Source organism: Inquilinus sp. 2KB_23, from assembly GCF_052115705.1.
Taxonomy (GTDB): Bacteria; Pseudomonadota; Alphaproteobacteria; order DSM-16000; family Inquilinaceae; genus Inquilinus; species Inquilinus ginsengisoli_A.
On sequence record NZ_JBFRHF010000016.1, the window covers coordinates 168,319 to 187,244 of the forward strand.

Below are 18,926 nucleotides of genomic sequence, written 5' to 3' on the forward strand. Positions count from 1 at the left end.
CGTCGGCGATATAGATAGGTAGCCTATCTACCTGGATGAACCTGCCGAGATGCCCGCCGCCCCCGACGACACCGATGCCCTGGCCGATGCGCTGCGCCAGCCGCTGCTGCGGCTGTACCGCCGGATGCGGCGCGAGACCCAGGATCCGGCCATATCCCCGCTGCAGAACCTGCTGCTGGTGCTGATCATCAAGCATCCCGGCATCGGCGTCGGCGCCCTGGCGGAGATGGAGGGGCTGCGCGGCCCGACCATCAGCGGCCATGTCAAGCAGATGGAGGCGGCCGGGCTGGTCGGGCGCGCCCCGCCGGACCCGGCCGACCGCCGCCGCACCGGCCTGGTGGCGACCGAGGAGGGCCGCCGCCGGGCCGAAGCGCTGCGGCAGCAGCGCACCGACTGGCTGGCGCGTCAGCTGGCGGCGCTGTCGCCGGAGGAGCGGCAGGCAATCCAGGCGGCGATCCCGGCGCTGACGGCACTCGACCGATGAGCGGCCCGCAGGCGGCCGCGCCGGCCGAGGCGACGGCGCGCGAGATCCGCTTCGTGCTGCTGGGGCTGATGATCGTGCTCGGGCTCAGCGCGCTCGACCAGAACATCGTCGCCACCGCCCTGCCCAGCATCGTCGGCGACCTCGGCGGCGGCATCCACCTGTCCTGGGTGGTGACGGCCTATGTCCTGGCCTCGACCAGCGTCATGCCGCTCTACGGCAAGCTGAGCGACCAGTACGGCCGCAAGCCGATGCTGTATGTCGCGATCCTGGCCTTCCTGCTGGGATCGGCGCTGAGCGGCGCGGCCCAGAGCATGACCCAACTGATCGTCTTCCGCGCCATCCAGGGGCTGGGCGCCGGCGGCCTGATGCCGCTGGCCCAGACCATCATCGGCGACCTGGTGCCGCCGGCCCGGCGCGGCCGCCAGCAGGGGTCGGTCGCAGCGGTGTTCGCGGTCTGCAGCGTGGTCGGGCCAGCGCTGGGCGGAGCCATCACCGACCTCTTGTCCTGGCACTGGATCTTCTATGTCAACCTGCCGATCGGCGCCGTCGCCCTGGCGGTGGTCAGCCGGGCGCTGCGCCGGCCGCATCTGGCCCGCCGGCGGCGGATCGACTATGCCGGCGCCGTGCTGCTGACCGGGGCGACCACCGCCTTCCTGCTGGTGCTGACCCTGGGCGGGTCGCAATTTCCCTGGGCCTCGCCCGAGATCCTCGGCATCGCCGCCGCCACCGCGATCCTGGCCCTGCTGTTCGCGGTCCAGGCCCGCCGCGCGCCGGAGCCGGTGCTGCCGCTGCACCTGCGCGGCAACCGGGTCTTCGCCGTCGCCTGCCTGGTGCTGGCCCTGACCTTCATGGGGCTGCTGGGCGCCAGCGTGTTCTTCCCGCTGTTCTTCCAGCTGGTGCTGGGCATCGGCGCCGCCCGCTCGGGCCTGCTGACCGGGCCGCTGATGATCGGCCTGGTCGCCGCCGCGATCGTCAACGGCCGGGTGCTGCTGCCGCGCTCCGGCCGCTACAAGCCGGCCCAGACCGGCGGGCTGGCGCTGGCGGCGCTGGCCTTCGCCGTGCTGGCCTGGGCGGTGGCCAGCGTGCAGGGGCTGGCGGTGATCGAGCCGGCGCTGATCGCGATCGGCATCGGCCTGGGCCTGGTGATGCCGAACATGACCATCGCGGTGCAGAACGCGGTGCCGCGCGAGGACATGGGCGCGGCGACCGCCACCCTCGCCTTCTGCCGCTCCCTGGGCGGCGCGATCGGGGTGGCCGGCGCGGGCGCCATCCTCGCCGCGCGGCTGGGGACCGGCGCGCCCGGCACCGAGGGCCTGGCCCAGGAGGGGCTGCGCCAGCTGGCGGCGCTGCCGCCGGAGGCGCATGCCGCCGCGGTCGCGGTCTACCGCCACGCCATCGCCGGCACCTTCGCCGCCGGCGCCGCCATCGTGGCGCTGGCCCTGGCCGCGATCCTGTTCCTACCGGAGCTGCCGCTGCGGTCGAGCCACGCACCGGCGAAAGGCTGATGTCGGCAGGCCTGAGCAGCACCCTTCACAACTTGAGTATGGATAGCGATATAGTTCTGTATGGATTGCCGGCCCACCAGGAGGGTTCATACCGTGACGCTGCAGATCCGTGACGACCGCGCGCGTGCGCTCGCCCGGGAACTGGCCGCCAGGCGCAAGGTGACCATGACCGAGGCCGTCATTCAGGCCCTGGAGGCCGAACTGCGCCGCGAGGCGGAGAAGGAGCCCCTCGCCGATCGCATCGCACGGATCGCGGCCACCCTAGCCGCAGAGGCCGGCCCGAACCGCCATGTGATGAGCAAGGAAGAGATCAACGCCATGTGGGGCCATTGATGTTCATCGACACGTCGGCGATCGTGGCCCTTCTCGCCGACCAGCCGGACGCGCCCGCTATGCCGGCCTGATCGACCGGGCCGAGACGCCCCTCACATCAGGCCTCGTCGTCCTGGAAGCGGCGATGCGGCTGTCGAGCATGCTGGATGTCGATCCGATCCTGGTCGAGACCCGCATCCGGACCCTTCTTGATGATGCCGGGATCACGGTCGTTCCGATCGACGGCAAGACAGCGACCGCTGCCGTCGCCGCCTTCGCCGCCTATGGCAAAGGCCGGGGCCATCCGGCACAGCTCAACCTCGCCGACTGCATGTCCTATGCCTGCGCCCGAACGCATGGCGTGCCGCTGCTGTTCAAGGGCGACGACTTCTCGAAGACGGACATCCGCGCGGCCGGCACCGCCCTATAGGAAGCTGTACGGATCGATGTCGATCTGCACCCGCACGATGCCCGGCACCTGCACCCGCGCCACCCACTCCGTCACCAGCGGCTGCACCGCGATGCGGCGGTCGGCCTTGAACAGCAGGCGGCGGCGGTGGCGGCCGCGCAGCAGGGCCAGCGGCGCCTCGGCCGGCCCCAGCACCATGATGCCGTCGCCCTGCGGCGCCGCCTGCCCGAGCTCGCGCGCCACCCGGTCGACCGCGCCGCGGTCGGGGCCGGAGACGATCAGCGCCACCAGCTTGCCGTAGGGCGGCAGGCCGCGCGACCGCCGCGCCTCGGCCTCCGACGCCAGGAAGCCGTCGCGGTCGTTGGCGACCAGGGTCTGCATCACAGGATGGTCGGGCATGAAGCTCTGCAGCAGCACCCGCCCCGGCTTCTCGGCCCGCCCGGCCCGGCCGCCGACCTGGTGCAGCAGCTGCCAGGTCCGCTCCGCCGCGCGCAGGTCGCCGCCGGCGAGGCCGAGATCGGCATCGACCACCCCGACCAGGGTCAGGCCGGGGAAGTTGTGGCCCTTGGCCAGGATCTGGGTGCCGATCAGCAGGTTGACCGCGCCGCTGTCGAGATCGGCGGTCAGGTCGGCGATCGCCTGGGGGCCGGAGAAGGTGTCGGAGGCGACGATGGTCCAGCGCGCCTCCGGCAGGGTGGCGTCGACCTCCTCGGCGATCCGCTCCACCCCCGGGCCGCAGGCGGCGAAGCTGCCCTCGGACTGGCAGGACGGGCAGGTCTTCGGCAACGCGGCCCGGTGGCCGCAATGGTGGCACTCCAGCCGCCCGGCCAGCCGGTGCTCGACCAGCCAGGCGGTGCAGTTCGGGCATTCCATGCGGTGGCCGCAATGCCGGCACAGGGTCAGGGGGGCGTAGCCGCGGCGGTTCAGGAACAGCATCGCCTGCTCGCCCTTCGCCAGCGTCTCGGCCACCGCCTCGCGCAGGGTCGGCGACAGGAAGCGGCCGCGCGCCGGCGATTCGCGGCGCATGTCGATCGCCGTCACCGCCGGCATCTGCGCCACGCCGTGCCGGTCGGGCAGGTGCTGCACGGCGTAGCGCCCGGCCTCGACATTGGCCAGCGTCTCCAGCGACGGCGTGGCCGAGACCAGGATCACCGGGAAGCCGCCGAGATGCCCGCGCAGCACCGCCATGTCGCGGGCCTGGTAGACGACGCCGTCCTCCTGCTTGAACGCGCTCTCATGCTCCTCGTCGACCACGATCAGGCCGAGCTCGGCATAGGGCAGGAACAGGGCCGAGCGGGCGCCGACCACCACCCGCGCCTCGCCCAGCGCCACCGCCCGCCAGTTGCGCCGGCGCTGCACCGGGGTCAGCTCGGAATGCCATTCGACCGGGCGCACGCCGAAGCGGGCGGCGAAGCGGTCGAGCCAATGGCCGGACAGCGCGATCTCCGGCAGCAGCACCAGCACCTGCCTGCCGCGCGCCAGCGCCGCCGCCACCGCCTCGAAATAGACCTCGGTCTTGCCCGATCCGGTGACGCCGTCGATCAGCGTGGTCGAGTAGCCGTCGATCGCGACGGTGTCGATCAGCGTGTCGGCGACCTCGCGCTGGGTCTCGCCGAGATTGGCCCGCGGCCGGGCCAGGTCGGGCTGCGGCACCGGGTCGAAGCCGGGCAGCAGCACCACCTCCAGGAGACCGGCCGCGGCCATGCCCTTGACCACGCTGCCGCCGCAGCCGGCCTCGCGCGCCAGCTCGGCCGGCAGCCTTGGCGGCCCGTCCTCCAGCACCGCCAGCACCCGGCGGCGGGCGGCGCTGAGTTTCACCCCTTCCGGCGGCATCCCGGCGCGCCGATAGGCCAGGACCGGCTTCGGCGGCTCCAGCGCGCCGGTCGAGGACAGGCTCATGCGCAGCACGGCGCCGGGGGGCGACACAGTGTAGCGGGCGACCCGGTCGATGAAGCTGCGCGCCACCTCCGGCAGCGGCGGCAGGTCGAACCGGTGCGCGACCGGCTTCAGGCGCGACCGCGCCACCTGGCCGGTGCCGGGGCCCCAGACCACGCCGATCCGCTGCAGCCGGCCCAGCGGCACCTCGACATAGGCGCCGGGCGGCAGGTCCATGCCTTCGGGCACCACATAGTCGTAGGCGTCGGCCAGCGGCAGGGGCAGCAACACCCGCACCGTGGCGATCGGGCCACTGTCTTCCGCCATCGCTGTCGCTGGTGTGGCCTCGGACTCCGCCATGGGCTAAACTCGGTCCCGCGGGCCGAATTCGGCGCCGCGCATCGGCCCGAAGCGATCGCCGGCCATTGGAACGAGGCCCATGAAGTTCTTCATCGATACCGCCGACTTCAACGAAATCCGTGACCTGGCCGCCACCGGCCTGGTCGATGGGGTGACCACCAACCCCTCGCTGATCGCCAAGTCCGGGGCCCAGTTCCTGGACCTGATCCCGCGGATCTGCGAGGTGGTCTCGGGCCCGGTCTCGGCCGAGGTTGCCGCGACCGACTTCGACACCATGATGGCCGAGGGCCGCAAGCTGTCCAAGATCGCGAAGAACATCGCGGTCAAGGTGCCGCTGACGCCCGCCGGCCTGAAGGTGTGCCGCACCTTGTCCGACGCGGGCACCATGGTCAACGTCACGCTGTGCTTCTCGGCCGGCCAGGCGATCCTGGCGGCCAAGGCGGGCGCGACCTTCGTGTCGCCCTTCGTCGGCCGACTCGACGACACCGGCCAGGACGGCATGGAGCTGATCCACGACATCGTCCAGATCTACCGCAACTATCCCGCGCTGAAGACCGAGGTGCTGGTCGCCTCGATCCGCGGGCCGCAGCACGTGATCCAGGCGGCCAAGCTGGGCGCCCATGTCGGCACCCTGCCGCCGGCGGCGCTGCGCGCACTGTACAGCCACCCGCTGACCGACAAGGGCCTGTCCGCCTTCGTCGCCGACTGGGCGAAGACCGGCCAGAGCATCCTCACCGAGCAGGAGCTCGCGGCCGTCAAAAAGACGGCGTGAGGGTCGATTGGCACAGGAAGTGAAGCGTCCGGACTCCCCCGCGCTGAGCGCGGGGGACGTGTCGGCATGGCTGCTGGCGCACCCGGACTTCCTGGTCCAGCATCCGGAGCTGGTGGGGCGCCTCGCCCTGCCGCCCCGCGACCGCGGCGAAGGCGTGATCGACCTGCAGGGCTACCAGACCGAAAGGCTGCGTGGCCAGGTCGACCGGTTGAAGGACCAGCAGCGCGCCTTCATCACCGCCAGCCGGGCCAACCACAACACCCAGAACCGGGTCCATGCCGCGATCCTGTTCCTGCTCGACGCCGAAAGCTTCGAGCAGCTGATCCACACGGTGTCGACCGACCTCGCCGTGCTGCTCGACCTCGATGTCGTCACCCTGCTGGTCGAGGCGACTGAGGGTGAGGAGTCGGCGGCGCAGAGTGCCGAGGTCCGCATCGTCGGGCCGGGGGAGATCGCCCGCCGCCTGGGCGCGCAGGAGCTTGCCCTCGAATCCGACATGGCCGGGGACGAGACGGTGTTCGGCGCCGGCGCCGGGCTGGTGCGCAGCCAGGCGCTGATTCGCCTGAACGTGTCGCCGGAGACACCGTCCTGCCTGCTGGCACTCGGCAGCCGCGACCCCGAGATGTTCCATCCCGGCATGCGGACCGAGCTGGTCGGCTTCCTCGGCCGGGTGCTGGAGCGCTGCATCCGCTCCTGGCTGACCACGGCCGGCCAGGACGGCTAGGCGTATCCCCGCATGACCGCCACGCCCGACATGGCGCCCCCATCGGCGGAGGCCATGGCGGGCTGGCCGGCCGCGGCCGACCTGCGCGACGCGGCCGGGCGCTGGCGGGCCTGGCTGGAGGATGAGAAGCGGGTGTCGCCGCACACGCTGCGGGCCTATCTCGGCGATGTCGGCCGCTTCGTCGGCTTCCTGTCCGACCATCTCGGCCGGCCGCCCGGCCTGAACGACCTGTCCGCCGCCGCCCTGGCCGACCTGCGCGCCTTCCAGTCGCGCCGCGCCGCGGGCGGCGCCGGGGCCGCCACCCGGGCCCGCGGCCTGTCCGGCGTCCGCAACTTCCTGACCCATCTCGACCGCATCGGCGTGCTGCACAACGCCGCCATCGGGTCCCTGCGCAACCCCAAGCTGCCGAAGCGCCTGCCCCGCCCGCTCGCCGTCGCCGACGCGCTGGCCGCGGTCGACACCGTGGCGACGCTGAGCGACGAGGAATGGATCGGTCAGCGCGACCGCGCCTTGCTGTTCCTGCTGTATGGCTGCGGCCTGCGCCTGGGCGAGGCGCTGGGGCTGACCCGGCGCGAGGCGCCGGCGGGCGACACGCTGGTGGTCACCGGCAAGGGCCGCAAGCAGCGCATGGTCCCGGTGCTGCCGGCGGTGCGCGAGGCGGTCGACGCCTATATCGCCGCCTGCCCGTTCCCGCTGCCGGCCGGCGGCCCGCTGTTCCTGGGTGCCCGCGGCGGCCCGCTGAACCCGGCCGTGGCCGAACGCCAGATGCGCCAGCTGCGCGTGGTGCTGGGCCTGCCCGAATCGGCGACGCCGCACGCGCTGCGGCACAGCTTCGCCACCCATCTGCTGGCCGGCGGCGGCGATTTGCGCACCATCCAGGAGCTGCTGGGCCACGCCGCCCTGTCGACCACCCAGCGCTACACCGGCGTCGACGCCGAGCGGCTGATGACCGTCTACGCCGACGCCCACCCAAGGGCGCGGCGCACCGGCGGGTAGGCCGCGACCAGGAGCATTCGATGACCGACCGTCCCGATCACGACGAGGACTCCTGGGGGCCCTCCACCACCGCGATCCACCACGGCTATGACCCGGCCAATGCGCAGGGCGCCCTGACGCCGCCGATCTACATGACCTCGACCTACGCCTTCCCCGACACCGAGGCCGGCGCGGCCGTGTTCCGGGGTGAGGCCCAGGGCTATGTCTATGGCCGCCGCCACAACCCGACCCAGACCATCCTGGAAGACCGCATCGCGCGCCTCGAGGGCGGCGCCGCGGCGGTGGCGATGGCGTCGGGCATCGCCTGCATCACCACGCCGATGTGGACGCTGCTGCAGGCCGGCGACGAGGTGGTGATCGACCACACCTTGTACGGCAACACCTACGCCTTCTTCATGCAGGGCCTGACCCGGTTTGGGGTCAAGGTCACCAAGGTCGACATGACCCGGCTCGACACGCTGCAGGCCGCGCTGACGGCCCGGACCCGGGTGGTCTATTTCGAGACGCCGGCCAACCCGAACCTGCGGGTGATCGACATCCGCGCCGTGTCCGAGCTGGCCAAGCGGGCCGCGCCCGAGGTGCTGGTGGTGGTCGACAACACCTTCTGCACCCCGATCCTGCAGCGGCCGCTCGACCATGGCGCCGACCTCGTGCTGCATTCCGCGACCAAGTTCCTGAGCGGGCATGGCGACGTGCTCGGCGGCGTGCTGGTCGGCCCGGCCGACATCATCGCCCGGGTGCGCAACGAAGGGCTTCGCTACCTCACCGGCGCGACGCTGTCGCCGATGAACGCCCATCTGGTGCTGCGCGGGCTAAAGACGCTGGAGATACGGATGGCGCAGCACTCCCGATCCGCCACCGCCGTAGCGCAGCTGCTGGAAAGCCATTCGGCGGTGGAGCGCGTGTTCTATCCCGGGCTGGAATCGCACCCGCAGTTCGCGCTGGCCGGGCGGCAGATGCAGGCGTCCGGCGGGCTGATCGCGTTCGAGCTGAGGCGCGGGATCGAGGCCGGCCGGAAGTTCATGGACCGGCTGCGGGTGGTGACGCTGGCGGTCAGCCTGGGGGACGCGGAATCGCTGGTCCAGCACCCGGCCAGCATGACCCACGCGAACTACACGCCGGAGGAACGGGCGGCGCAGGGCATCGGCGAGGGGCTGGTGCGCCTGTCGATCGGGCTGGAGAACACGCCGGACATCCTGGCCGACATCGAACAGGCGCTGGGCAACCTGTAGCGGGCCCAGGGCCCATATAGACAAGCCATCGCCGCAAATTCCGGGGCATTGACGATGCGCGGATGGCGTCGGCAGACTCCCGCGCCAGGGGAGTCCTGATCCATGACATTCGAGATCACCGCCGTCGTCGCCGGCAAGGTCGGCTTCGCGTCGCATCAGAACGCCGTGCCGGTGCTGCGCGAGCTGGAGATCGCCAGCACCGCCGAGTCGGCGATGAACGACCTCGAGCTGACGCTGACCGCGGATCCGCCCTTCCTCGCGCCCAAGACCTGGCGGATCGACCGCCTGGCGCCGGACGGCCCGTTGCATGTCGCCGACCGCGACGTGGCGTTGAATGCCGGCTTCCTGGGCGAGCTGAACGAAAGCATCCGTGGGACCGTGACGCTGCGCCTGGCCGCCGGCGGGCAGGTCCTGGCCGAATCCGCGCATCCGATCGAGCTGCTGGCCCGCAGCGAATGGGGCGGGGCCGGCACGATGGCGGAACTGCTGCCGGTCTTCGTGATGCCGAACGATCCGGCGGTCGACCGCGTGTTGAAGGCGGCATCGGACGTGCTGCGCCGCGCCGGCCGGCCCTCCGGCCTCGACGGCTACGGCGCCGGATCGCGGGAGCGGGTGTGGGAGCTGGCCTCGGCGATCTGGTCGGCGATCGCCGGCTTCCGCATCGCCTATGCCCTGCCCCCGGCCAGCTTCGAACAGCAGGGCCAGAAGGTGCGAACGCCGGGCGCCATCCTGGACGGCCAGGTGGCGACCTGCCTGGACACCGCCCTGCTGTTCGCCGCCGCCCTCGAACAGGCCGGCCTGAATCCGCTGATCATCATGACCCGGGGCCACGCCTTCGCCGGCTTATGGCTGCAGCCGGTCGAATTCTCGGCCCTGATCATCGACGAGGCCGCGGCCCTGCGCCGCCGCATCGACCTGAAGGACCTGCTGGTGTTCGAGACGACATTGGCGACCCAGGCCCCGCCGCCGAGCTTCAGCCAGGCCGAGCGCACCGCGCTGCGCCAGATCGCCGAGGACGCCGTCGCCCCGTTCGAGCTGGCGGTCGACATTCGCCGCGCCCGGATGCAGAAGATCCGGCCGCTCAGCCTGGCGGGGACCGCCCCGGCGGGGGCACCGGCCGAAGCCGTCCCGGTCGCCGAGGCGCTGGAGGCGGCGCCGGTCCTGCCGGGCTTCGACGTCGAGGTGGCGGAGGCGCCGACCACGGCCGCCGGCCGCATCGCGCTGTGGCAGCGCAAGCTTCTGAACCTGACCACCAGCAACCGCCTGCTGAATCTGCCGGAAGGCGGCAAGGTGGTGCGGCTGCAATGCCCCGAACCGGGGTCGCTGGAGGACCGCCTGGCCGCAGGCGGCAAGGTCCGCATCGTCGCCATGCCCGACCTGGCCGCTGGTGGCCGGGACGAGAAGCTGTTCGAGGCCCAGACCAACGAGAACCTGCGCGACCAGTACGCCCAGGCGGCGATGGAGCGCGGCGAGGTGCTGTCCCTGCTGGACAAGCAGACGCTCGACACCACGCTGGTCGACCTCTACCGCAAGGCCAGGAGCGACATGGCCGAAGGCGGCGCCAACACGCTGTTCCTGGCGCTGGGCTTCCTGAAGTGGAAGAAGGCCGCGACCGACCCGCGCAGCTTCCGGGCACCGCTGATCCTGCTGCCGGTCCGGCTGGAGCGGAAAAGCGCGCTGTCCGGCGTGATCATGACCCAGCATGAGGACGAGCCACGCTTCAACCTGACCCTGCTCGAATTGCTGCGCCAGGATTTCGAGTTCACCATCCCGGCGCTGGACGGGCCGCTGCCGACCGATGAGCGCGGCGTCGATGTCGCCGGGATCTGGACCACGGTGCGCCGCGCGGTGCGCGACCTGCCCGGCTTCGAGGTGACCGAGGAGTTGGTACTGGGCACCTTCTCCTTCGCCAAATACCTGATGTGGAAGGATCTGGTCGACCGCGCCGACCGGCTGAAGCAGAGCCCGACGGTCCGCCACCTGATCGAGCGCGACGGCACCAGCTTCCCGGTGCGGGGCGAGTTCCCGCGGCCGGACCGGCTGGACCAGTCGGTCGACCCGGCCGACCTGTTCGTGCCGTTGCCGGCCGACAGCTCGCAGATCGCCGCGGTGGTGGCGTCGGGCCAGGGCCATGACTTCGTGCTGGACGGCCCGCCGGGCACCGGCAAGTCGCAGACCATCGCCAACATGATCGCCCACAACCTGGCGCTCGGCCGGCGCGTGCTGTTCGTGGCCGAGAAGATGGCGGCGCTGAACGTGGTGCAGCGCCGGCTGGCCGAGCGCGGCCTGGGCGAGTTCTGCCTGGAACTGCATTCGGCCAAGGCGACGAAGACCGAGGTGCTGAAGCAGCTCGACCGCGCCTGGACCACCCGCGAGACCATGAACGCCGAGGAGTGGGCGCGCGAGGGGGCGGAGGTGAAGCGCCTGCGCGACGGGCTGAACGACCTGGTGGCGCTGCTGCACCGCCGCGCCGCCAACGGCCTGACCATCCGCGATGCCATCGGCCGGGTGGTCCGCGATTGGACCGAGACGAGCCCGCGCTTCGCCTTCGCGCAGGGCCGCGACCATGGCGAGGCCGACCTCGCCCGGCTGCGCGACATCGCCCGCCGCCTGGGGCTGGCCCGGACCGATGCAGATGGCCTGTCCGGCGCGCTCGATGGCATCGGCCATGCCGACTGGTCGAATGGCTGGCAGGAGGCGATCGTCGCCGCGGCGCGGGCGCTGCCCCCGGCGCTGGACGCCATGCAGGCCGCGCGCGACGAGGTGCTGGCCGCCACCCGCCTGCCGCTGGCCGCCGAGGATCCGGCGCAGTTGGCCCGCCTGCGCCGCCTGGCCGGGCTGGCGCTGGACAGCCATGGTCGCGACCTGCGCCTGGCCTTCGCGCCGGATGCCGCCGACCGGATCGCCGCCGCGCGCCAGGCCATCGGCCTGGTCGAGCGCTATCGCCGCGACGAGGCGGCGCTGTCCGCCCGCTATGCGCCGGAGGCGGCACGCCGCATCGGCCTGGCGGCGATCCGGGCGGCCTGGCAGGAGGCCGAGGCGAAGATCTGGCCGCTCGCCGGCCTTGCCCGGAAGCGCGTCGGCCGCGACCTGGCGCAACAGGGCGGCGCCGCGGGCCCGGTCGACGTGCCGGCCGACCTGCCCCATCTCGACGCCATGGCCGCCGCGCTGGCGGAGCTGGACGGGCTGGCCCCGCGCCTGGCCGGCGTGCCCGGCTGGGCCGGGCTGGCCAGCGACGGCGCGGCGGTCGAATCCGCCCTGGCCCTGGCCGAGGCCCTGCGCGCGGCGATCTCGGCGGCGGCGACCGGCCCCGAACATCTGGCCGCGCTGCGCGGCGCCATGACCACCCTGGTGGTCGACGCCAACGACCTGCTGGCGGATGGCGGCGCCATCGCCCGCGCCCAGGCCCGGCTGGGCGAGGCCGCTGCAAGCTATGATGCCGCGGTGCAGCGCTTCGACGAACTGGCGGAACCACCCGTCCCCGCCGGCGACTTCGCCGCGGTCCGCGGCCACGCCGGGATGGTTGCCGGCCATGCGCCCCGGCTGAAGGCCTGGACCGACTGGCGCCGGGTGCGCGACGAGGCGATGCAGTCGGAGCTGGGGCCGCTGGTCACGGCGCTGGAGACCGGCGCGATCGCGCCGCGCGAGACGTCCGACGCCTTCGAGACCGGCTATGCCCGCTGGTTCGCCAGCGGGCGGATCGACGCCGAGCCGCTGCTGTCGCGCTTCGCCGCCTCGGTCCATATGGACAACATCGAATCCTTCCGCCGGCTGGACGGCCGGCTGTCCGAACTCGCGGTGCGCTACATCCGCGCCCGGATCTGCGGCCTGATCCCGGCGAAGGACAGCGTCGGGCGCGGCGACGGCTATGCCGTGCTGAAGCATCAGCTGCAGTTGCAGCGCCGGCACAAGCCGATCCGCCAGCTGGCCGCGGAGATGGGCGAGTCCTTCACCCGGCTGGCCCCCTGCATGCTGATGAGCCCGCTGTCGATCGCGCAGTACCTGCCGCCGGACCAGGCGCTGTTCGACCTGGTGATCTTCGACGAGGCCTCGCAGATCTCGCCCTGGGACGCGGTCGGCGCGATCGCCCGCGGCGCCCAGGTGGTGATCGCCGGCGACCCGCGGCAGATGCCGCCGACCAGCTTCTTCACCCGGTCCGCCACCGCGACCGACAGCGACGCCGACCTTGAAGAGGACATGGAGAGCATCCTCGACGAATGCCTGGCCGCCGGAGTGCCGATGCACAGCCTGTCCTGGCACTACCGCAGCCGGCACGAAAGCCTGATCGCATTCTCCAACCACCGCTATTACGAGAGCGGGCTGGTCACCTTCCCGGCGCCGGTGACGCGGGCCAGCGCGGTGGAATGGCGTCGGGTCGACGGAGTCTACGCCCGCGGCAAAGGCCGCACCAACCCGATCGAGGCGCAGGCGCTGGTCGACGAGGCCGTGCGCCGCCTGACCGACCCCGCCTTCGTCGCCGCCGGCCGGACCCTGGGCATCATCACCCTGAACGCCGACCAGCAGCGGCTGGTGGAGGACCTGCTCGACAAGGCCCGGCGCCAGCACCCCGAGATCGAGCCCCATTTCGGCGAAGACCGCACCGAGCCGGTGGTGGTGAAGAACCTGGAGACGGTGCAGGGCGACGAGCGCGACCTGATCATGCTCGGCATCGGCTTCGGCCCGACCGAGCCGGGGGCCAGGACGATGTCGATGTCTTTCGGCGCGCTGAACAGCGAAGGCGGCTGGCGGCGGCTGAACGTGGCGGTGACCCGTGCGCGGCAGGAGATGATGGTGTTCACCTCCTTCGACCCCGGCATGATCGACCTGAACCGGACGAGTGCCCGCGCGGTGCGCGACCTCAAGCATTTCATCGAATTCGCCGAACGCGGCCCGGCCGCGCTGGCCGAAGCCGTGCACGGGTCGGTCGGCGGGCCCGAATCGCCGTTCGAGGTGGCCGTGGCCCGGGAGCTGGCCCGCCGTGGCTGGACCGTGGTGCCGCAGATCGGCGTGTCGCGCTTCCGCATCGACCTCGGCATCGTCCATCCCGACCGGCCCGGCGACTATCTGGCCGGGGTGGAGTGCGACGGCGCCGCCTATCACAGCGCCGCGACCGCCCGCGACCGTGACAAGGTGCGCGCCGGCATCCTGGAAGGCCTGGGCTGGACGCTGATGCGGATCTGGTCCACCGACTGGTGGATCGACAAGGCCGGGTCCGCCGACCGGCTGCACCGCGCGCTGGAGGCGGCGCTGGACGCCTCTCGCGCCGAGGCCGCGGTGGCAGCCGCCGCAGCGACGCCGACGCCGCCCGAGCCGATCCTGGTCGCCCCGCCGCCCGAGGCCGACATCGTGCCGACAGTGGAGCTGCCGCCGGCCTCTGCCACCGCCAACGGTGCCGCGGCGCATGTTCCGGACGAGGCGCCAGCGCGGTTGGCGCGGCAGGTGCCCGCCGACGGCATCGCCCCGGCACCGGCCCCCTACCGGGTGACCGACTTCACACCTCACCAAGCCGCGATCGACCCGGTGGCGTTCTACGAGCCCGCCTATGATTCGACGCTGGCGGCGCTGGTCGGGCATGTGCTCGATGGCGAGGCGCCGATCTCGGAAAGCCTGCTGGTGCAGCGAATCGCCCGGGCGCATGGCTTCCAGCGTGCTGGACGCCTGATCCGGGAGCGGGTGATGGGCATCGTGGCACAGCGGCACCACACGGCGCCGGACGGGACGGCCGGGCTGTTCGTCTGGCCCGACCGCGAGGTGCCGGCGCGCTGGCAGGGCTGGCGCACACCGGCCACGCCGGACGATATCCGCCAGATCGAGGAGATCGCGCTGGCCGAGATCCGGGCCGCGGCCCCTGGCCAAGGGACAGAGGACGCAGCGGTCGAGATCGCGCGGCTGTTCGGCATCCGCCGCCTCACCGCCCCGGCCCGCCAGCGCATCGAGGCGGCGCTGGCCGCCGGGCCGGACGAGGCCCAGGCGCAGGCTCAGCCCGGCGGGAGCCCGTTCTCGAAGCAGTAGTGGATCGTCGGGAAGCTGTGGCGCAGGGCGACGACATCGGGCAGCACCGCCTCCGGCGCCTCGCCGCGCACCAGCACGCGGGCGATCAGCTCGGCGATCGCCTCCATCTCGCGTTCGCGCATGCCGAAGCGGGTGACCTCGATGGTGCCGATGCGCAGGCCGCCGGGGTAGTCCCAGTCTTCCTTGCGGTCGGCCGGCAGCAGGTTCTTGTTGACGATCAGGTTCGCCCGTTCGAGTTGCTGCGCCGCCGCCAGGCCCCGGCCGAAGCCGCGGGCATCGGCGATGGCCTGATGGGTGGTGGTGAAGCCCTTGTGCGCCCCCAGCATCGGAATGCCGCGATCCTGCAGCGCCTGGGCCAGCGCCCTGGCGTTGGCGACGATCTGCGCCTGCAGCGCCGCGCCGAATTCGATCGCCTCCGCCGTCGCCAGGGCCAGCGCCGCCACCCGGTTGACCTGGTGGGTCGCGGCCCAGACCGGGAACACCGCCGTGGTCACCGCCTCGGTGATCTCAGGGTCGTTCCACAGGATGATGCCGGATTGCGGGCCGGCGAAGGTCTTGCCGGCCGAGCCGGTGACGATGTCCGCCCCCTCCCCCAGCGGGTCCTGGAACTGGCCGCCGCCGATCAGGCCGAGCTGGTGCGCCGCGTCGAAGAAGAACCGGCCGCCCCAATCGGCGATGACCTCGCGCATCGCCGCCAACGGCTGCGGGAACAGCGTCATCGACAGGCCCAGCGCCACCAGCTTCGGCCGGGCCAGCGGCGCCGCCCGGCGGAACAGGTCGAGGTCGACCACCAGCTCGTCCGGGTCCATCGGAATGTCGACGACGGTGCGGCCCATGGCGCCGGCCGGGCCGTCGAGCCGGTTCGAGGAATGGCCGCCGGTGGGCTGCGGCGCGGTCATCACCACGTCGCCCGGCGCAGTCAGCGCGGTGTAGACCACGGCGTTGCCGATCATCGAGGCGCACATCCGGTGGTCGGCGTAATTGCAGCGGAAATGCCGCTTCAGCAGCTCGACGCACAGCGCCTCGACCTCGTCGATGTGGCGGGTGCCGGCGAACCAGCGGTTGACCCGGCCGATATGGCCCTCCGCCGCCCGGGTACCGATCTCGGCCGCCAGCAGCGCCCGTACCCCCGGGCTGGTCGGCGCCTCGGGCGCCAGCAGGTTGATGCAGTCCTCGCCGCGCCATTGCGCGTTGCGCCCGACCGCCGCCTTGACCGCCTCGCCCATCGCCGCGGGGTCGACGCAGGCGTCCAGCACGGCGCGCGCCGTGGCCAGCGTGTCGCGGTCATGCACCTCGATGCGGTTCGTCAGATCCGTCTGCCCCATGCCGGCCTCCCCTGGTTCGAGCGAATCCAGGCTAGGGCAGAATCAATGGGACCGGATTTCGATTTACAGGCCCGGAGTTTCCGTTTTGGATCGCCTTGGGTCCCGTTTGGAGAAATCCATGAAAAGTCCTGCTGCCGGCAAACCGGCCCCGATCGTGCTCGACGCCATCGACCGGCGCATCCTCGACCTGCTGCAGGAGGACAACCAGGTCACCAACCTGGCCCTGGCCGAACGCGTCGGCCTGTCGCCGCCGGCCTGCCTGAAGCGGGTGCGGCGGCTGCGCCAGGAGGGGGTGGTGGTGAAGGATGTGGCGCTGGTCGATCCCGAGAAGGTCGGCCAGACCATCGTCGCCTTCGTCGGGGTCGAGCTGGACCGCCAGCGCGAGGACGTGCTGGCCGCCTTCGAGCGCAAGATCGCCGCCGAGCCGGAGGTGCAGCAATGCTATTTCGTGTCCGGCGAGACCGACTATCTCTTGGTCGTGACCTGCCGCGACATGGAGGCCTACAACCTGTTCTGCCGCCGCGTGCTGGCCAATGAGCACAACATCAAGCGCTTCCGCACCAGCTTCAACCTGTCGCGCGTGAAGTACGAGACCAAGGTGCCGATCGGGGCCTAAGAGCTTTCACCGGCTCGGAGGCCGTTCGAGAACGCGCTCGGCGCGAGTCGGCTGGCGATGGTTTCGAGAACCGGAGCGCAGCGGACATGGTCGTCCGTGAGCACCGGAAGCGCAGAAACCGCCGTCAGACGGCCGCGCCGGGCGTGTTATCGGACGGTCTCAGCGGGTGGGGACCGGGACGTCCTTGGAATAGTCGTAGAAGCCGCGCTTGGTCTTGCGGCCGAGCCAGCCGGCCTCGACGTATTTCACCAAGAGCGGACAGGGCCGGTACTTGCTGTCGGCCAGGCCGTCATACAGCACGTTCATGATCGACAGGCAGGTGTCGAGGCCGATGAAGTCGGCCAGCTCCAGCGGCCCCATCGGGTGGTTGGCGCCGAGCTTCATCGAGGTGTCGATGGCCTCGACCGACCCCACCCCCTCATACAGGGTGTAGACCGCCTCGTTGATCATCGGCAGCAGGATGCGGTTGACGATGAAGGCCGGGAAATCCTCGGACACCGCCGGGGTCTTGCCCAGCTTGACCGACAGCTCGTGGATCGCCTCGTAGGTCGCGTCGTCGGTGGCGATGCCGCGGATGATCTCCACCAGCTTCATCACCGGCACCGGGTTCATGAAGTGCATGCCGATGAAGCGTTCCGGACGGTCGGTCGTGGCCGCCAGCCGGGTGATCGAGATCGAGCTGGTGTTGGTCGCCACCATCGCACGTTCGTTCAGATGCGGCACCAGATGCTTGAAGATCTCGCGCTTGATCGGCTCGTTCTCGGTCGCCGCCTCGATCACGAGGTCGCAATCCTTGAAATCCCGGTAATCGGTGATGCCGTGGATCCGGCCGAGGGTCTCGGCCTTTTCCTCGGCGGTCAGCTTGCCGCGGGCGATCAGCCGCTCAAGGTTGCCGTCGATGTGTTCGACCGCATGCGCCAACGCCTTCGGATCGACATCCAGGAGCCGGATGGTGAAGCCGTTCTGCGCGCCGACATGGGCAATACCGCTGCCCATCTGCCCTGCGCCGATCACCCCGATCGTCTGGATCATGCCGCGGTTCCGCTCCGAACGTCCCTGGATCTTGCGCCGCCCGCATTGGTGCGGTGCAGCAAAGAGGTCGAACGATAGTGATGTCCGACATAGCTTGTCAACGCGACTGCCGCCGACGCAAGCATCTTGCTCAAGTCATGGGCAATCGCCCTTAGAGACCGTTTGGAAACGCGCTGGTGTGAGTCGGCTGGCGGTGGTTTCGAGAACCGGCGCGCAGCGGACGTTTGGGTCCGTGAGCACCGGAAGCGCAGAAACCGCCGTCAGACGGCCGCACCAGTAGCGTTTCCAAACGGTCTCTCAGCGATGGGCGCCGGGCACCCACAGCACATCCTTCTCGCCGTCGCCGTTCAGATGGCGCGACAGCACGAACAGATGGTCCGACAGCCGGTTGGCGTATTTCAGCGCCTCCGGGTTCACCGCCTCGGCCGCCATCAGCGCCGAGACCAGCCGTTCCGCCCGCCGCACCACGGTGCGGGCGAGGTGCAGATGGGCCGCGGCGGCGCTGCCGCCGGGCAGGACGAAGCTGTTGAGCGGCGCCAGCACCGCGTTCATGGCGTCGATCTCGCGCTCCAGCCGGTCGACCTGCCCCGCCGTCACCCGAAGCGGCGGGTATTTGGGGTCCTTCTCCTCCGGCGTCGCCAGGTCGGCGCCGAGGTCGAACAGGTCGTTCTGGATGCGGCCGAGCATGGCGTCGGCTTCGCCCTCCCCCGGCAATTGGGCGGTCTGCAGCCGGGCCAGGCCGATCACGGCATTGGCCTCGTCCACCGTGCCGTAGGCCTCGACCCGCAGGTCGTGCTTGTCCACCCGCCGGCCGCCGACCAGCGAGGTCTGCCCGCCGTCGCCGCCGCGCGTGTAGATCCGGGTCAGCGTCACCATGGCCGCGCGCCCTGGGCGCAGGCGAGCGCGCCGCTCAGGCCGTCCACAGCGCCAGCATGAAGAACAGGATCGCCAGGGCCTGGAAGCCGATGCGGGCCTGCATCAGCCGGTTGCCCCATTTGCGGTTGAACGGTCCGTGCTGGGCCATGCCGACCACACCGGTGGCGAGCGAGGCGAGGACCCCGGCCATGCAGATCACGGCGAGGATGATGAAGACGATGCTCATGCGACGATTATAAGACGCCGGCCCGGCCTCGCCCAGCGCGATTGCAGGGGCGGGTCACCCGGCGGCTCAGCCGGGCCGGCGGCGGGGCACCGGCACATCCGACAGGCCGCGCGGCACCGGCCGGGCGCCGGGGACGACGACCGGCAGGGCCGGCGCGGCCGGCTGCGCCG

At 71.6% G+C, this 18,926-nt stretch carries 15 protein-coding genes; 10 read left to right on the plus strand and 5 right to left on the minus strand.

Features of this window, described 5'->3' with window-relative positions; translation table 11 throughout:
* The first annotated feature begins 49 nt into the window (after nt 1–49).
* The 4 genes from AB4112_RS21110 (at nt 50) to AB4112_RS21125 (ending at nt 2,731) form a co-directional block, all read left to right on the plus strand.
* Nucleotides 50–484: a MarR family winged helix-turn-helix transcriptional regulator gene (locus AB4112_RS21110; protein ID WP_309797148.1), complete on the plus strand. Its 435-nt coding sequence runs from the start codon at nt 50–52 to the stop codon at nt 482–484.
* The gene (locus tag AB4112_RS21115) at nt 481–1,989 is read left to right on the plus strand and encodes an MDR family MFS transporter (protein WP_309797147.1); all 1,509 of its coding nucleotides are present in this window, start codon (nt 481–483) and stop codon (nt 1,987–1,989) included. The genes AB4112_RS21110 and AB4112_RS21115 overlap by 4 nt, the downstream gene beginning before the upstream one ends.
* Before the next feature lie 93 nt (nt 1,990–2,082).
* On the plus strand, nt 2,083–2,322 hold the full coding sequence (locus AB4112_RS21120; RefSeq protein ID WP_309797145.1) for a type II toxin-antitoxin system VapB family antitoxin: 240 nt from the start codon (nt 2,083–2,085) through the stop codon (nt 2,320–2,322).
* Nucleotides 2,318–2,731: a type II toxin-antitoxin system VapC family toxin gene (locus AB4112_RS21125; RefSeq protein ID WP_309797452.1), complete on the plus strand. Its 414-nt coding sequence runs from the start codon at nt 2,318–2,320 to the stop codon at nt 2,729–2,731. Before AB4112_RS21120 ends, AB4112_RS21125 begins: the two co-directional genes overlap by 5 nt.
* Here AB4112_RS21125 and AB4112_RS21130 read toward each other — a convergent pair.
* Complete coding sequence (locus AB4112_RS21130) at nt 2,726–4,912, minus strand: primosomal protein N' (RefSeq protein ID WP_441722835.1); 2,187 nt, start codon at nt 4,910–4,912, stop codon at nt 2,726–2,728. The genes AB4112_RS21125 and AB4112_RS21130 overlap by 6 nt on opposite strands.
* A gap of 112 nt (nt 4,913–5,024) precedes the next feature.
* Between AB4112_RS21130 and fsa the strand changes: the two genes are divergently transcribed.
* The 5 genes from fsa to AB4112_RS21155 all read left to right on the plus strand — a co-directional run bounded on the left by fsa (nt 5,025) and on the right by AB4112_RS21155 (nt 14,681).
* Nucleotides 5,025–5,717 (plus strand): fructose-6-phosphate aldolase, encoded by a 693-nt coding sequence (fsa, locus tag AB4112_RS21135; RefSeq protein ID WP_309797141.1) that lies wholly within the window; start codon nt 5,025–5,027, stop codon nt 5,715–5,717.
* A gap of 7 nt (nt 5,718–5,724) precedes the next feature.
* The gene (locus AB4112_RS21140) at nt 5,725–6,441 is read left to right on the plus strand and encodes a DUF484 family protein (protein ID WP_441722837.1); all 717 of its coding nucleotides are present in this window, start codon (nt 5,725–5,727) and stop codon (nt 6,439–6,441) included.
* Between the two features lie 12 nt (nt 6,442–6,453).
* Complete coding sequence (locus AB4112_RS21145; RefSeq protein ID WP_441722839.1) at nt 6,454–7,437, plus strand: tyrosine recombinase XerC; 984 nt, start codon at nt 6,454–6,456, stop codon at nt 7,435–7,437.
* A gap of 20 nt (nt 7,438–7,457) precedes the next feature.
* The gene (locus tag AB4112_RS21150) at nt 7,458–8,669 is read left to right on the plus strand and encodes a trans-sulfuration enzyme family protein (RefSeq protein WP_441722841.1); all 1,212 of its coding nucleotides are present in this window, start codon (nt 7,458–7,460) and stop codon (nt 8,667–8,669) included.
* 102 nt (nt 8,670–8,771) lie between these two features.
* Entirely contained in the window at nt 8,772–14,681 is a 5,910-nt protein-coding gene (locus tag AB4112_RS21155) for a DUF3320 domain-containing protein (RefSeq protein WP_441722843.1), read from the plus strand.
* Here the strand turns inward: AB4112_RS21155 and glyA are convergent.
* Nucleotides 14,648–16,006, minus strand: a complete 1,359-nt coding sequence (gene glyA, locus AB4112_RS21160) for a serine hydroxymethyltransferase (RefSeq protein WP_441722845.1) — start codon at nt 16,004–16,006, stop codon at nt 14,648–14,650. The two genes, AB4112_RS21155 and glyA, sit on opposite strands and share 34 nt — an antisense overlap.
* 118 nt (nt 16,007–16,124) lie before the next feature.
* Here glyA and AB4112_RS21165 point away from each other — a divergent pair, with 118 nt between their 5' ends.
* The gene (locus AB4112_RS21165; protein WP_441722847.1) at nt 16,125–16,622 is read left to right on the plus strand and encodes an Lrp/AsnC family transcriptional regulator; all 498 of its coding nucleotides are present in this window, start codon (nt 16,125–16,127) and stop codon (nt 16,620–16,622) included.
* 159 nt (nt 16,623–16,781) lie between these two features.
* Here the strand turns inward: AB4112_RS21165 and AB4112_RS21170 are convergent, their stop codons facing one another.
* From AB4112_RS21170 to AB4112_RS21180, 3 genes are all read right to left on the minus strand, one after another.
* Nucleotides 16,782–17,654, minus strand: coding sequence for a 3-hydroxybutyryl-CoA dehydrogenase (locus AB4112_RS21170; protein ID WP_441722849.1), 873 nt, complete (start codon nt 17,652–17,654; stop codon nt 16,782–16,784).
* 297 nt (nt 17,655–17,951) lie between these two features.
* Nucleotides 17,952–18,530: a cob(I)yrinic acid a,c-diamide adenosyltransferase gene (locus AB4112_RS21175; protein WP_441722851.1), complete on the minus strand. Its 579-nt coding sequence runs from the start codon at nt 18,528–18,530 to the stop codon at nt 17,952–17,954.
* Nucleotides 18,531–18,564: 34 nt separating this feature from the next.
* Entirely contained in the window at nt 18,565–18,756 is a 192-nt protein-coding gene (locus tag AB4112_RS21180) for a twin transmembrane helix small protein (protein ID WP_309797127.1), read from the minus strand.
* Nucleotides 18,757–18,926 lie beyond the last annotated feature (170 nt).